Raw genomic sequence first — 15,206 nt, forward strand, 5'->3', positions numbered from 1 at the left:
ATATATTATATTTATATGTTTAACATATATTAACTTAATTGTAAAAAAAGCTAAAAAACGGATTAAAATTCATTTTTTTCTAAATTCGGACTCTTTCAAAAACTTTGTTAATTTGAAATTTTCTACGAAAGTTAGTTGTGAATTTTTAATTCTGTTTAAAAATAGATAAATTTAATAAAGAGTTGAGTAAAAGTTTTTAAAAAAATCAACAGCTAATAAAAAAAAAAAGAAAATGAAGTTATGAGGCCGTTTCCTCAACTTCATCGAAATCTACTTTTTCACCAAGTATTTTAAGACCAACATACATTGCTACAACACCTATTGGGATACAGATGTACCATGGTACTCCAAATCCTGCAGGCAGGTAACCTAAAACTACTGCAATAACAGCTACAAATATTGCATAGTAGATTTGTGTTTGAACGTGGTCTATGTGGTTACAGCTTGTTCCCATTGATGAGAGAATTGTGGTATCTGAAATCGGTGAACAGTGGTCTCCGAAAATAGCACCTGTAAGTACACCACTTGTACAGACAACTGTAAAGCTCATGTCTCCTGAACTTACTGCCCATCCTAAAGGAATTGCGAGAGGCATTAAGATACTCATTGTACCGTAAGCTGTACCTGTTGCAAATGAAATCAGCGCTCCTAAAACAAAGATAAGTGTAGGAACAATGAATGCAGGTAATGATCCGCTTAAAACACCTACAAGGTAATCTGCAGTACCGACATCTCCGATTACTCCACCTAAGGACCATGCAAGAAGCAGAATTACACCGGTAATAACGATTGTTTTCATACCACCGATCCATTCAGATATTGCATCTTCGATTGTGAGTATTTTTTCACCTACTGCCATGACGATTGCAACGATGGATGCTAAAAGTGCAGCCTGGAACAGTGCAACAGATGCGTCTGATGCAGATAATGCTTCGAAAATACCGTTGAATGATAATGGAGCTGTTTTCATTAATGTAATTAATGCCTGATCTTCACCGCCCAAGATGGTGGTGTATCCGCTCCAGTAGAATGCGATAAGTGCACCTACAATCAAGGTAAGAATTGGAATGATAGCATTCCATACGGATAATTTGATTCCTTCAACCGGTTTTACTTCATCAAAACCAGGAGCTTCTGCAGCAGTGACAGGTTCATCGTCTTTTCTAGCACGTGCTTTTTGTTCCGCTTTTTTCATTGGACCGAATTCGTATAATGTAGCTGCTGAAATTACAATGAAAATTAAGATAAAGATGTTGTAGAACCTGTATGGAATTGTTTGCAAGAATATTCCGAAACCGGTAGCATTTGCCACACCTACAGATTGGAAACCTGCAGCGATTAAACTGATTTCAAGACCAATCCATGTGGAAATGATTGCAATACCTGCAACAGGAGCTGCAGTTGCGTCAACTACAAATGCTAATTTTTCTCTTGATACTTTAAGTTTGTCCATTACCGGCCTCATGATAGGACCGACAATAAGTGAGTTCGCATAATCGTCAAAGAATACACATAATCCTAATAACCAGGTGAACAGTTGAGCTTTTCTTGGAGTGTTAGCTCTTTTTGCAAATGCATCCGCAAGAGCTTTCGCCCCACCCATTTTAGTTATCAGCTGGATGACCCCTCCGATAAGGAGACATTGAAGAATAATACCTGCATTCCATGGGTCGGCCATACAGGTAATAATCTGTGATGCCATGTTAAGGAATGCATTGACTATTGTTGAGATGATGTTCAAATCTGTTGAACACAGCATGAATTCTCCAACGAAAACACCAATAAACAATGACAGAATTGTTTCTTTTGTTATGAATGCAAGTATAATTGCTACCAGAGGTGGCAGTAATGTCAATATACCAAATCTAACAGAATTGTCTGCACCGGCAGGTGTTCTTGAAATCCACAGTGATAATAAAAATAGAGCTATTAAAGAACCAGCTGTTATGATACCTATCCTTAAATTTCTATCCATAATCACACCATTTTCCTCTTTTTTAAATAATTCATAAATATAATACAAAATTATTGAACATTATTCACATTCCAAATAATTTTTAATAAATGAAACGGATTAATTCAATTTTAATTTAAATTATTTGAATTATATAAATTATTATTTATTCTTTTTAATATAAATGTATATTTATTTGATTTTACAAAAAAATGCTAAACATAACAATCACTAGCCCACATATCTTCTAAAAAAAGGATTTGATAAAAAGAATAATTATATAGTTTAAAAACAATATCTTAAAATAGGTGAAAAAATAATGAAAAAACTTTATGCATTACTCGTTATATTGATAATTTTATATATCGGTATTAATGTCGGCGCCAACAATCTGCCTTTTGGAGATTCAACCGCTCTAAACACTACTGATAATGCCAACGCAGGCATCAGCACGGGCAACATAAATTTCCCTAAGATTGATAACTTTACCGACAATAAAATCAATGATACTGCCGTTAGCTACAGGGATGCAAACTACAACATGACAATAAACGTTTCAACCGTTGACAACAGCCAAAGCGTTGCAGATATTGCATCAGGCCTGTTGAGTTCAGGACGCTACACTTCAAATCAGACTATTGACCAAAACGGAGTGACAACCTACTTCCTGTACAATGAAGGCAGCGAATCATATAGTGCAGACATATACTTCAGCAAGGACAACCAGAACTTCCTGATTTCAGGTGAAGGCATTTCATATGAAAACAGTGACTACTTCATAAACCACTGTAAAAATGTCATTGACGCTATAGGTTCCAAATAGATGAATTCAAGATATTACTTATCTTCAATTTCATCAATTATATCTTCATACTCCCCGTTAAATTGCCTCAGGTAATTTAAAACTATTTCTTTTTTATTTAAATTTTGATTTTCATAATAATATTTTTCAAAATCAGTGTAATCAACCATATTCAGGCAATACATGTCATAGATTTCCAGCGGATGGTTATCCATGAAAGTCAGGCCTTTTTCAGTGACTCTTCCATCAGCAAAATACAGGCTTTCCTCAAGATAACGTTTCAGTATGGACCATTCGATACCATAGCTGTGCTCTATTGTATATATTGAATATTCAACATCGATTCCCTGTCTTATCAGCTTTAAAAACTTGTATGCTACAAATCTGATATCCTCATTAAGCTCGATATTGGAATCTGAAAGATAGTCCATGAAACTGTCAAACATTTCATCAGGATCATATTTCAGGTTCAGACCGCAGAAGTGGCAGAACTTGTCATGGCTGTCAATTGGCATGCTGCAGTATGGACACACATCGCTGTGGGATTTGATTGAAGGCTCAACACGGTCTCCGAAAAGATATGCCAGTCGTATGAACAGGGATTCGTTTAAAATCATTCCCGCTTCATACTCTTCTGTAATCTGCTGCTTTATTCTTAATGCCTGGTCATAGGTTATGTGGGCATCGTCAATCAGGGTTTCAATGTACGGTGAGAATTCATCACCTTCTCCCACAACATCCTCAAGGGAATATGACATTACAGGAAGGCTGTCCTCCAAATCCAAAATCACATTCATTATCTCCACATCCCTTGAGATGAAAATCTGCCTGAGGGCGTCAAAATAGCTTTCATCCAATACCTTACGCCTTTCCATGCAGTCATAGTGTATTATGTCGTGGTTGAGGGGTTCGCTGTATGCAATTCTGTTGTTTTCCAAATCCAGAAAATGAATGCTTGCACAGGTATCGAGATCGTAAAAGTGTGTTGAAAGCTCTTCGGATGAATCATACTCTGCATTTGAAAGGACATGGTTTCCCGGAATGATGAATTCAAGAGAGCTTGCAACGATTCCTTCAGAAATCCTTTTTGCAAGTCCGTATTTTATCAGAAGTTCAACGACAAGTCTTGTCGGCTCCATGATGCTCGGCTTGTTATGTTCCTTCATGGTCTTTAGAAGCTCTTCATGAAATATTCCGTTTCCCCGAAACTCCGGAAGAACATAAACGTTGTTTAACGCTACGGTGATGAACTGCCTTGAAAAGTCATATGAGCAGAATCCCACAACCCTGTTTTCGAAAACCAGCTCCTTGAAGAGGCTGCATTCATGTGCCTTGAGAATTATTCCCTCCTCACGCAGAGCGTCAAGAATATACCCATAGTATTTCTCAAGGATTTCCACAACATCCAGCGTATCCTCGGAGAGAAAGACCTTTTGGGTATTGTCATCCTTTATTATATATTCTCTTTCGGCCATGAAATCATCCCCTCAATACAAAAATAAATTTATTAAAATTATATTGTAACTTAATTATATTTAAAACCATCGTTTTTCTATTCTTTTTTTAGCCAAATAAAAATATAAAATCTTAGTCATGCCAAAATAATGAAAAATTAGGCATAACTAAACATTTTATTATCATATACAGCTTATTTATAAAATATATATTGTATAAATAATATATGTCTAATCAATGAATGTTTTAGTAATTGGAGCCGGAGCGGTCGGAATAGGCCTTGCTGCATCCATGATGTCACAAAATGCAAATGTTTCACTTTTTGCAAGAGGCCGTACCGCAGAGGCAATACGGAAAAACGGAATTGAAAGATGCGGACTTTTTACACACTACTCATTTTCAGGCGATGAAGTGACAGTCTATGATGATTATGAAGACATTGCCAAAAATTCCTTTGACTACATTTTCATCACATCAAAGACAACAGCCAACTCAGATATCTCCCAAAAGCTGGACCGTCACAGGGATATCCTGAAAGACAACTTCAAGATTATCATATTCCAGAACGGTTTTGGAAACGATGAAGCATATCTGAGATACTTTAAAAAAAGTGAAGTGTTCTGCGCAAGGCTTATTACAGGATTTGCAAGACACAAAAGACACATAAGCGAGGTTACAGTGTATACCGAACCTATTCTTATAGGATCTCTTCAAAATCAGGACCCTAAGGATTTAAAGCCTGTTGCAGATATGATTACCTCATCAGGAATCAGGTGTGAGCTTACAGATGAGGTGGACAAGTACCTTTGGGCGAAAATGCTTTATAACTGTGCCATGAATCCTCTTGGAGCCATTCTGGATGTAAACTATGGAAAGCTCACCGAAAGTGAGTATTCCGTAGAAATCATGAACCGTATCATCGATGAGATTTTTGAAGTCATAAATGCAAGCGAATATGAAACATTATGGGATGGTCCCGATGAGTACAGAAAGCTTTTCTACTCAAAGCTGGTTCCGGATACATACTCCCATTTCTCATCAACACATGCAGACATAAAAAGAAAAATCAGAACCGAAATCGATACCCTCAACGGCAAGGTAATTGAGTTGGGCGAAAAATATGAAATAGACGTAAGTACCAACAAAATTATTTATAATCTGATAAAATCAATTGAAAATGACTTCTAAAATAGCTAATTATCCTAAAACTTTATATAGGTGGAAGATATAAAATAGTATTGTTCATATTGTTATATACTATTTTTTTATAATATGAACAATGGTGATGGTTGAAATGAGCATTCGTTTGTATTCCTTTAGTGGTGTTTAGGAAGAGAATGTTCATTTGTTTTTAAAGAACTTATTTTTATGAAATTAATTATTTAAAGTGATTTTTATGAGCGAACTTAAAGAATTAATCGAAGAGTACATTGAACTTGAAGAAAAGCTAGATGAAATCGAAGATGATGAATCTGAAGAATTTGAAGAAATTGCTGAAAAATTACATGATATGGGTCATGAAATCGATCATATGGTCTACAACGAAGAATTCACTATTGTATACAATGCAGATACCGAAGATGAAGAGGTCATTGCACTTATCATCAGCGATGAAGATGATGACAAGGAAGAATTTTTAATCCCTGTTTACACTGATGAGGAAGAAGCTAGGAAAGCTATCGAATCATTTGAAACAGAATCCGGTGAAGCTACATTCAAATGTGATAAAGCTAATGGAAATGCTATCGTTCAGGCATATGCTGAAGATGAAGAATTTTTAGGATTGGCCATTAACGCTCCTCAATGTGATTTTGTAATTTTTGCAGAGGAAGTTCACGACTGCAGTGATGAATAATGAAGTTAAGCGATTACGAAGATTATCAGAAAAACAACGTTAAAGCTTCCAAAAGCCAGCTTAAGGAATACATTCAGGTTTACGCTGACATGGTTAAAAAGCTTAGAAATGAAGATGCTATCGAGCTTGAACCGGTTAAAGCAAATATCAAAAAAGCCTACAAGCAGGAGATTTACTTTACCCTGATTGATGAGAAGGGTGAATTCGTCAAGCTGATTGTCAAGGAACCTCACAGGCAGTATATCATTCCGATATTTACTGACATGAGGGAATATGCACTGGGAAGCTCTAAAATATCCAAGCTGTTTTTGGACAAGCTTGAAATGAAAGTCATTACTCCTGATGACATTTCACAAATCGGTGAAGATGATGAGTTTTTTGAAGGATTTGTTATAAATCCTCACTCACAGAACTTCAATATGGATAAAAACGGGTGTTTTTAATGAAATTCATATGTCCTGCAATTGGTGAGGATCATGAAAGGGACTTTCTTGTCTGCGGAAGCCTTGATGATTTTAGAATAATTGTCTTCAGCGACAAGAAAGAATATGAGAAGGGTTTTGAGTATCTCGAACTTGCAGATTATGAACCCTGTGAAGTTTCCCTTCATCTTTTCCAGGAGCTTTCACGAAATGATGATGCTTTCAGCGGCATTATTTTAAATATTCACGATGAAAATAAATTTATTTCAAAAAAAGAATTATTAGAAGAATCATTCTAATTCTTCTTCTATTTCGTCTTCTTCTACAATGTCCTTTTTGTAATACTTGTATCTGTAGGACATTTTGAAACCTTTTTCGACTTCACGTTTAGGTCTCTTTTTGCGTTTTATATTTGGCCCATAGATTCCTTTGTACTGGTCCTGATGGGGTTTTGCCAAATTCTTGTTTTCACGATAATATGTGGAAATTCTATTTCTAGTATGCGGCGCTCTGTACATTCTTTTTCTTAAAAGACGCCTACTACTGCTTACACGCCTTATCACAAAAATCACTTATCTTCTGTTTAAATTTTTTGTAGCGGATTTATCTAGAGTAGCTTGAATTTCATCAATTCTTTCAACTACAACTTTTATGGCCTGTTCACCTTGACGGGTTGGGTTGATTCCTTGCTCTACAAGTAATGCATCCCTGATATCTCTTAATCTGTCAATTGAATCGATTTTCATTATTGTACTATAAAACATGAGAATCCTCCTTAACTAATTATAAGGTTTGATTTTTTTAATAAAAATATTTTATGATTAACGACAAATTATTTAACATGTTTGAAAAACAGCAAGTTATCTATCTGGCGGGAGGGTGCTTCTGGGGTGTTGAAGCATTCATTTCACGTCTTAAGGGAGTCAATCACACAGAAGTGGGCTATGCCAACGGAAGGGATTTGGCCCCTACATATGAAAAGGTCTGCAGCGGAAAAACAGGCCATGCAGAAACTGTAAAGGCGACATACAACCCTAAAATCATTACTTTGGAAAGCATTCTGGAGAATTTTTTCAGGATTATCGATCCCTATTCCAGAAACCGTCAGGGGGCTGATGTGGGAACACAATACCGTACAGGAATCTACTGGCAGGAAGACTCACAGATGAAGGATGTTTTGAGGTTTTTATCAACAAAGCAGAAGCTTTCAGCTCGAAGGATTGTAGTGGAGGCTCATGCCATTTCCAGTTTTTATCCGGCGGAGGAGTATCATCAGAAATACCTTGAGAAAAACCCTCAGGGATATTGTCATGTTGATTTAAATTTAATAGATGATAAAGAATTCGACCACTTGAGCCAAGAGGAATATGAAATAACACAGCTGTCTTTAACAGAACCTCCATTTGCCAACAAGTATGATGATTTTTTTGAGGATGGTGTATATGTGGATGTGGTTGATGGTGAAGTTCTCTTCTCTTCAGAGGACAAGTTCGACTCAGGGTGCGGATGGCCTGCATTTTCAAAACCCATATCCGAGGACGTGATTAAAAAACACAGGGACTTTTCACACGGAACAACCAGAATAGAGGTTAGAAGCGCAAAGGCAAACTCACATCTCGGCCATCTTTTCCACGACGGACCCGGAGGAAGTCCGCGCTACTGCATCAATTCAGCGGCCCTTAAATTCATACCGAAAGAGGAATTTGAAAAAGATAAATAATACAAAATATAGAAATATGATACAATGAAAATTGAAGACATAAAACATCCGGAGCTTAAAAATCACATCAACATGATTTATATGCACGGAGAAAATCAAAACCAGAAAGCTATTGAAAAAACCGAAGATGAAATAAGACAATACATCCGTGACAAATATTTCATAATTTCAACAGAAGATTCAAAGCCTGTAAAAATCCCATATGCCAATGACGGCGAATATCTGGTTCCCGTCTTTACCGACGAAGCCGAATACATCAACGGAATGCAGTACTTCTCATTGAATGTAATGGATGAAAATAAGGACTACATTATAGAAAAATTAGATTATTTTAAAAAATTAAAAGAAGATCCTAATTTCTTAGGATACATCGTAAATATTGCTCGTGTCAGCTATATAATTAACACTAGTCTTTTATGAAATCTTTCTGAATTTCAGAAACGATTTCAGCAAATCTTTTTGATACTTCATCATTCGGGTCGAGTGTTGATATTACACCTTCCTGATTAGGTGAATCTGAAACTTTTTCTTCTATTGGAAGGTCGCCCAAATAGGTGATTTCCATCTCTTCAGCGAATTTCTCACCATTTCCTTTTCCAAATACATGAAGCTTTTCTGAACAGTGAGGACAGATATAGTAAGCCATGTTTTCAATAAGGCCTATTTTATCAATATTCATCATCTCAACCATTTTAACACATTTCAAAACGTCTTCCTGTGATACGACGTTAGGTGTTGTTACCATAATTACCGCATCAGCATCAGGAATGGTTTGCAATACTGTTAAAGGTTCGTCCCCAGTTCCAGGAGGGTTGTCAATGATTAAATAATCAAGACTTCCCCAGTGAGAGTCAGATATGAGCTGTCTGATTGCTCCGGTTTTTTGAGGACCTCTCCATATGATTGGTGTGTCGATATTTTCCAAAAGGAATGCCATTGACATTACTTTAAGACCGCTTGGAGTGGTAACCGGAAACATTGAATGTTTGTACTCTTCCTGTTTTGCTTTGATGAATTCAGCTTTCTGCTCATCATTTTCAAATGTTTCTTTTGCCATTGCTCCTTCTGTAAGGTCTCTGAATACTTCAAACTGATAGTTCTGGAAATTTTCACCGTAAAGTTCAAGGCCCAGCATTTTAGGAATGTTCGGTCCGTGAATATCAGCATCCAAAATACCTGTTTTAAAGCCTTGTTTCTGTAAGGTTTCAGCAAGATTGGCAGCTACTGTGGATTTTCCGACTCCTCCTTTTCCACTCATAACCACAATTTTATGTTTGATTTGACCAAGATTTTTAGCAAGTCTTATTTCCTGTTCAATCATTTGTTTTTGTTGTTCAGGAGTCATCTGACCCCCGTGACCATGATGACCGTGTCCATGTTCCGGCATAATATATCTCCCCCTTAATTTTTAGTTTATTTAATTGAATTTTTTACTTACTTCTTCAACTGCAAGTATTAGCGGATCTGTAACCATTGATACGGGCGGCGCATAAGCGAATTCCATATTGCTTAAGTCAAAGCAGGTCAAACCTTCGGTGATAGCCAGTGTCATGGTATCGATTCTTTCAGCTACCCTTTCCTCTGCTATGATTTGGCATCCTATAATGGTTCCGTTTCCGTCACATATAACCTTAATGTCCATTGGTTTTGCATTAGGATAGTATCTTGCCCTTGTAAGAGCTTCCACTTTTTGAACAACAGGTCTGATTCTGTTCTGCTGAGCGAAACTTGTTGTGTAACCTACTGCACCGAATTCCAGTTTTCCGACTTTTGACACCATTGAGTTCAATACAGGGTTGAATTTGGATTTTTTACCGCAGATTGTACGTGCCAATGTTTTTGATTCACGAACAGCAGTTGTACCTAATTGGGATATGGTGTTTGAACCTAAAATAAGGTCTTTGGATTCTACACAGTCCCCTACTGCATAAACGTCTTCAACTGAGGTTTCCATTCTGTCGTTTACAAGGATTGCCCATCTTCCGATTTCACATCCTGCCATTTCAGCCAGTTTAAGTTCTGCCCTGACACCTGTTGCCATGATTACCATGTCAGCGTCATATATTTCCTCATCGCCGAAGCATGCCCTTTCAACTTTTCCGTCACCTAAAAGCTTGGTGATCGGTTTGCCCAATACCACTTTGATTCCTTCCATTTCAAGGTATTTTACCAGAATATCAGACATATCTTTATCAAGAGACCTTGGAACGATTTGAGGAAGCATTTCACTTAAGATAACATTCAAACCCTGTTTTTTAAGTGCGTATGCAATTTCAATACCGATTAAACCTGCACCAGTGACGATAGCGCTTTTAGCCTCTTTCATTGCTTCCTGCACTTTAATACCGTCATCAATATTTCTGATTCTGTATACTCCATCAAGGTCCACGCCCTGCATTGGAGGGATGAACGGACTTCCACCGGTTGCAAGAACAAGTTTGTCATAATCCAAAACAGTTTCCTTGCCATCCTTTTCATAGGTTACTGTTTTTTTATCGGAATCGACTGCAGTTACTTCTGCTTCGATGATTACATCAATGTCTTTTTCCTTATAATCTTCAGGAGTTCTCATTACAATATCATCAAAAGATTCTATTTTACCAGACAATACATAAGGAATAGCGCATGGAGAGTATGCTACCTTATTGTCTCTTGTGATTACTGTAATTTCTATTTCTTTATTAAGTTTACGTATATTTGAAGCTGTTGAGATTCCTCCAGCTCCTCCACCGACAATTACTACTTTCATTTTAACAAAACCGTATATGATTTATACAATATATAATATAATAAAATATAGTATAAAAAGATTAAGGTTAAAATATGAAAGAAATTGATTTTGATTTGGACGAAAACCCTTTTATTAATTTTTTATCATCACGCTATGTCATGTGTGCAAGAGTTAATGTTGAAAGTCTGTGGAAATGGTGTCATGAAAATGACAAATCATTTTTTGTGATGAGCCTTGGATGTCTTATGAATGCAGTAAACTCAGTTGACAATCTTAAAAGAAGAATAATCGACGGCAAAGCGGTCGAATATGACTATCTTGACGGAGCCACTCCCATAATGGATGAAGAAAATGAGATTTACAGGGAAATGAGAGTCAAAACACCACAGGAGTTTGGCGATATTTTAGAATGGCACGATTATGTAAGAGGCCTCTCACAGGCCATTTTGAAAGGTGAAAATGAAGGATTTACATTGGAGATGGAGAAAAGAGACTTTACAAACATTGCAAACTTTTCCTGCATTCCGTGGGTCGATTTTGACTGCATTACCAACTGCGTTTTAAACGGAAGGCAAATTCAGCCGTTAATAACCTGGGGAAAAGTGAATGATGATTATGAAATGAGCATTTCAATTACAGTCAACCATATTTTCGTTAACGGCCGTGAGCTCGGATACTTTTTTGAAAATGCGCAAAAAGAGTTTAATCAATTTTAATCAAACTCACATTATTCAGAAAATATAATGTGTAAAAATAGAAAAATTTTAATAAAAAAAATTAATGCCTTATTGTAGAGAAAAAATCCCCACAATATTCCGTATTAGACATTAAAACTAATCAATTTGGTTTCCCAATAGAGGTTTACTTAAAAGTAAATCCCTTGTATAATCTATTATTGAATAATCCATATAAACTTAACTTATTTAAGAAAAATAGGCAATTAAACATTAATATATATTAATAGGTTACTCAAAACCATTACTGGAAAATTTAGGAAAAAATAGTTTTAAGAATATATATGTAATTTTTAAGAGAATATGTTTTTGAAATGCCTTTCATTATTCTAATATATAGATGCTGAATTTCAAAACATTGGCATTGAAAGTATGAAAAATAGGATATGCAAAATTAAAATAAACACCACAAATAATTTTTGAAAAATGATTCGCAATTAAAAAATAAAAAAAGAAGGAGTAATTTAACTCCCCAAAATATTTAATTTTCTTTTCTTCTTATAAATGGGATAAACAAAGCTAACAACAGTAACACAATTGGGTTACCGGTAGCAAGTGTTTCGTGTTTAATGTGTTTTGGCACATGTTGTTTATGTGGAACAGGATGATCAGGGTTTTCTGGATTAACCGGAACTTCAGGCTCAACAGGAACAGTATCATCAACCTCATTTGTAGTATTGGTATTGTTTACTGTATCATTTGTTTGATTGTTATCTGAAGTAGGGGTTAAAATTGTGAAATTACCCTCATCACTTGTCATATTAACAGTATGGTTATTCTCAATAACTCCAATGGTATAATTGATTACTTTACCATCGTGATATACAGGCAAGTCATCGAAAGATAATTTCCAGTCATTGCCTGGGAATAAAGTAGCATTAGCAACAGGAACACCATCAGCATATAGAATAATTTCTATTTCTGGTGTACTGGTCTTTTCTTTTTCTTCTGTGTCTTTCCAAACTTTAGTAATGTTTACTGCAGTAATAACAGGAACGTGTGTATTAACAACAGTGAAATCATGTGCTCCATTTACTGAAATCGCAGTGGTATAATTAGCAACGCTAATTTCTTCAACGGAATACTCAATCATATTACCGTCTTTATAGACAGGTAAGTTTTCGAAAGAAGCACTCCAATCGTCAGAAGCATCTAAAACAGCAAAACCAACAACATTACCATCAGCAACTAAAACAACAGTTACACTAGAAGGTCTTACACCGTCAGTATTGTTATTGTCCATCCAGACTTTTGTAATATTTACAGCAGTCACAACAGGAACGTGTGTATTAACAACAGTGAAATCATAATCTCCAACAACAGAAATTACAGATGTGTAATTAGCAACACTAACTTCCTCAACAGAATACTCAATCACTTCACCAGCATCATAGACAGGTAAATCAGTGAAAGAAGCACTCCAATCGTTAGAAGCATCTAAAACAGTGGTTCCAACAACATTACCATCAGCAACTAAAACAACAGTAACATTAACAGGTCTAACACCATCTTGATCGTCATTGTCCCTCCAAACTTTAGTAACATTAACAACAGTTACAACAGGAACATGAGTGTTAACAACACTGAAATCATAATCTCCAACAACAGAAATTACAGAAGTGTAATTAGCAACACTAACTTCCTCAACAGAATACTCAATCACTTCACCATCATCATAGACAGGTAAATCAGTGAAAGAAGCACTCCAATCGTTAGAAGCATCCAAAACAGCAGAACCAACAACACTACCATCAGCAACTAAAACAACAGTAACATTAACAGGTCTAACACCATCTTGATCGTCATTGTCCCTCCAAACTTTAGTAACATTAACAACAGTTACAACAGGAACATGAGTGTTAACAACACTGAAATCATAATCTCCAACAACAGAAATTACAGAAGTGTAATTAGCAACACTAACTTCCTCAACAGAATACTCAATCACTTCACCATCATCATAGACAGGTAAATCAGTGAAAGAAGCACTCCAATCGTTAGAAGCATCCAAAACAGCAGAACCAACAACACTACCATCAGCAACTAAAACAACAGTAACATTAACAGGTCTAACACCATCTTGATTGTTATTGTCATTCCAAACTTTAGTAACATTAACAACAGTTACAACAGGAACATGAGTGTTAACAACAGTAAAGTCATACGCTGAATCAACTGAAATAACAGAAGTATAATTAGCAACACTAACTTCCTCAACAGAATACACAATCACATTACCAGCATCATAGACAGGCAAATCAGTGAAAGAAGCACTCCAATCGTTAGAAGCATCTAAAACAGCACTATCAACAACACTACCATCAGCAACTAAAACAACAGTAACATTAACAGGCCTTACACCATCATTATTATCTGCATCATTCCAAACTTTAACAATGCTTACATTAGTTACAACAGGAACATGAGTGTTAACAACAGTAAAGTCATACGCTGAATCAACTGAAATAACAGAAGTATAATTAGCAACACTAACTTCCTCAACAGAATACACAATCACATTACCAGCATCATAGACAGGCAAATCAGTGAAAGAAGCACTCCAATCGTTAGAAGCATCTAAAACAGCACTATCAACAACATTACCATCAGCAACTAAAACAACAGTAACATTAACAGGTCTAACACCATCTTGGTTACTATTATCATTCCAAACTTTAACAACAGAAACATCAGTCACAGCAGGAACATGAGTATTTGTAACAGTCCAATCATATGCAGTATCATTAGAAACAACACTAGTATAATTAGAAATGCCAACTTCTTCAACAGAATACTCAATCAGTTCACCAGCATTATAGACTGGTAAGTTTTTGAAAGAAGCACTCCAATCGTTAGAAGCATCTAAAACAGCACTATCAACAATATTGCCTTCAGCAACTAAAACAACAGTAACATTAACAGGTCTAACACCATCTTGGTTACTATTGTCATTCCAAACTTTAACAACACTAACATCAGTCACAGCTGGAACATGAGTATTTGTAACAGTCCAATTACCACGATCATCACTATCAATACTGACAGAATAACCAGCAGGAACACTAGACTCATTAACAGTGTAAACAATCACAGTACCATTATGCTTATAAACATCCAAACCAGCAAAAGTAAAACTCCAACCATTAGACGCATTCAAAACAGCACTATTAACCACAACACCATCAGCCAACAACTCAACAACAATCTCATCAGGCCTTACACCATCCTGATTGTCCTTATCGTTCCAAACTTTAACAACACTAACATTAGTAACCTCAGGAACATGAGTGTTATTGATTATATAATTATAACCGTCAACCTTAACAGTCACAGCTTTATAATCAGCAGGAACAAGTTTTTCCACAACAGTATAATTAATCAAAGCACCCTCGTTAACATAAACAGGTAAATCCTTGAAAGTATGTTTCCAACCATTAGCATCATTCAACTCATATTCAGCAACAACACCAGTGTCATTACTCAACACAACAACAATACTAACAGGCCTAACACCATCCTGATTATCAACATCA

General features: G+C 36.0%; 15 protein-coding genes. 8 read left to right on the plus strand and 7 right to left on the minus strand.

Annotated features, from left to right (window positions below; genetic code table 11):
* Positions 1 to 238 precede the first annotated feature (238 nt).
* Positions 239 to 1,975, minus strand: a complete 1,737-nt coding sequence (locus E7Z81_RS06310; RefSeq protein WP_292745465.1) for a Na+/H+ antiporter NhaC family protein — start codon at positions 1,973 to 1,975, stop codon at positions 239 to 241.
* Between the two features lie 298 nt (positions 1,976 to 2,273).
* Here E7Z81_RS06310 and E7Z81_RS06315 point away from each other — a divergent pair, with 298 nt between their 5' ends.
* Entirely contained in the window at positions 2,274 to 2,777 is a 504-nt protein-coding gene (locus E7Z81_RS06315) for a hypothetical protein (RefSeq protein WP_292745467.1), read from the plus strand.
* Between the two features lie 14 nt (positions 2,778 to 2,791).
* Here the strand turns inward: E7Z81_RS06315 and E7Z81_RS06320 are convergent, their stop codons facing one another.
* Positions 2,792 to 4,231 (minus strand): hypothetical protein, encoded by a 1,440-nt coding sequence (locus tag E7Z81_RS06320; RefSeq protein ID WP_292745469.1) that lies wholly within the window; start codon positions 4,229 to 4,231, stop codon positions 2,792 to 2,794.
* A gap of 217 nt (positions 4,232 to 4,448) precedes the next feature.
* On the opposite strand from E7Z81_RS06320, the gene E7Z81_RS06325 reads away from it, so the two are divergent.
* The 4 genes from E7Z81_RS06325 (at position 4,449) to E7Z81_RS06340 (ending at position 6,787) form a co-directional block, all read left to right on the plus strand.
* Positions 4,449 to 5,399 (plus strand): ketopantoate reductase family protein, encoded by a 951-nt coding sequence (locus E7Z81_RS06325; protein WP_292745471.1) that lies wholly within the window; start codon positions 4,449 to 4,451, stop codon positions 5,397 to 5,399.
* Between the two features lie 208 nt (positions 5,400 to 5,607).
* Positions 5,608 to 6,066 carry a hypothetical protein gene (locus E7Z81_RS06330; RefSeq protein ID WP_292745473.1) on the plus strand — a complete coding sequence of 153 codons (459 nt, stop codon included), beginning with the start codon at positions 5,608 to 5,610 and terminating at the stop codon, positions 6,064 to 6,066.
* Positions 6,066 to 6,509, plus strand: coding sequence for a hypothetical protein (locus tag E7Z81_RS06335; protein WP_292745475.1), 444 nt, complete (start codon positions 6,066 to 6,068; stop codon positions 6,507 to 6,509). Before E7Z81_RS06330 ends, E7Z81_RS06335 begins: the two co-directional genes overlap by 1 nt.
* On the plus strand, positions 6,509 to 6,787 hold the full coding sequence (locus E7Z81_RS06340) for a hypothetical protein (RefSeq protein WP_292745477.1): 279 nt from the start codon (positions 6,509 to 6,511) through the stop codon (positions 6,785 to 6,787). The genes E7Z81_RS06335 and E7Z81_RS06340 overlap by 1 nt, the downstream gene beginning before the upstream one ends.
* Here the strand turns inward: E7Z81_RS06340 and E7Z81_RS06345 are convergent.
* Together E7Z81_RS06345 and E7Z81_RS06350 are read right to left on the minus strand one after the other, a co-directional pair.
* Positions 6,779 to 7,051 (minus strand): hypothetical protein, encoded by a 273-nt coding sequence (locus tag E7Z81_RS06345; protein WP_292745479.1) that lies wholly within the window; start codon positions 7,049 to 7,051, stop codon positions 6,779 to 6,781. The two genes, E7Z81_RS06340 and E7Z81_RS06345, sit on opposite strands and share 9 nt — an antisense overlap.
* A 9-nt stretch (positions 7,052 to 7,060) precedes the next feature.
* Positions 7,061 to 7,252 carry a hypothetical protein gene (locus E7Z81_RS06350; RefSeq protein WP_292601247.1) on the minus strand — a complete coding sequence of 64 codons (192 nt, stop codon included), beginning with the start codon at positions 7,250 to 7,252 and terminating at the stop codon, positions 7,061 to 7,063.
* 53 nt (positions 7,253 to 7,305) lie between these two features.
* Here E7Z81_RS06350 and msrA point away from each other — a divergent pair, with 53 nt between their 5' ends.
* Together msrA and E7Z81_RS06360 are read left to right on the plus strand one after the other, a co-directional pair.
* Entirely contained in the window at positions 7,306 to 8,208 is a 903-nt protein-coding gene (gene msrA / locus E7Z81_RS06355) for a peptide-methionine (S)-S-oxide reductase MsrA (RefSeq protein ID WP_292745481.1), read from the plus strand.
* A 24-nt stretch (positions 8,209 to 8,232) separates the two neighbouring features.
* Positions 8,233 to 8,628, plus strand: coding sequence for a hypothetical protein (locus E7Z81_RS06360; protein ID WP_292745484.1), 396 nt, complete (start codon positions 8,233 to 8,235; stop codon positions 8,626 to 8,628).
* Here the strand turns inward: E7Z81_RS06360 and E7Z81_RS06365 are convergent.
* On the minus strand, positions 8,615 to 9,595 hold the full coding sequence (locus E7Z81_RS06365; RefSeq protein WP_292745486.1) for an Mrp/NBP35 family ATP-binding protein: 981 nt from the start codon (positions 9,593 to 9,595) through the stop codon (positions 8,615 to 8,617). The genes E7Z81_RS06360 and E7Z81_RS06365 overlap by 14 nt on opposite strands.
* Positions 9,596 to 9,625: 30 nt before the next feature.
* Positions 9,626 to 10,957 (minus strand): FAD-dependent oxidoreductase, encoded by a 1,332-nt coding sequence (locus tag E7Z81_RS06370; RefSeq protein ID WP_292745488.1) that lies wholly within the window; start codon positions 10,955 to 10,957, stop codon positions 9,626 to 9,628.
* 74 nt (positions 10,958 to 11,031) lie between these two features.
* On the opposite strand from E7Z81_RS06370, the gene E7Z81_RS06375 reads away from it, so the two are divergent.
* Positions 11,032 to 11,655, plus strand: coding sequence for a CatA-like O-acetyltransferase (locus E7Z81_RS06375; RefSeq protein WP_292745490.1), 624 nt, complete (start codon positions 11,032 to 11,034; stop codon positions 11,653 to 11,655).
* Positions 11,656 to 12,154: 499 nt separating this feature from the next.
* Here the strand turns inward: E7Z81_RS06375 and E7Z81_RS06380 are convergent.
* Positions 12,155 to 15,206 (minus strand): Cna B-type domain-containing protein (locus E7Z81_RS06380; protein ID WP_292745492.1); only part of this gene is annotated, 3,052 nt, incomplete at its 5' end.

The sequence above is a fragment of the Methanobrevibacter sp. genome (genome assembly GCF_015062935.1).
Classification (GTDB): domain Archaea; phylum Methanobacteriota; class Methanobacteria; order Methanobacteriales; family Methanobacteriaceae; genus Methanocatella.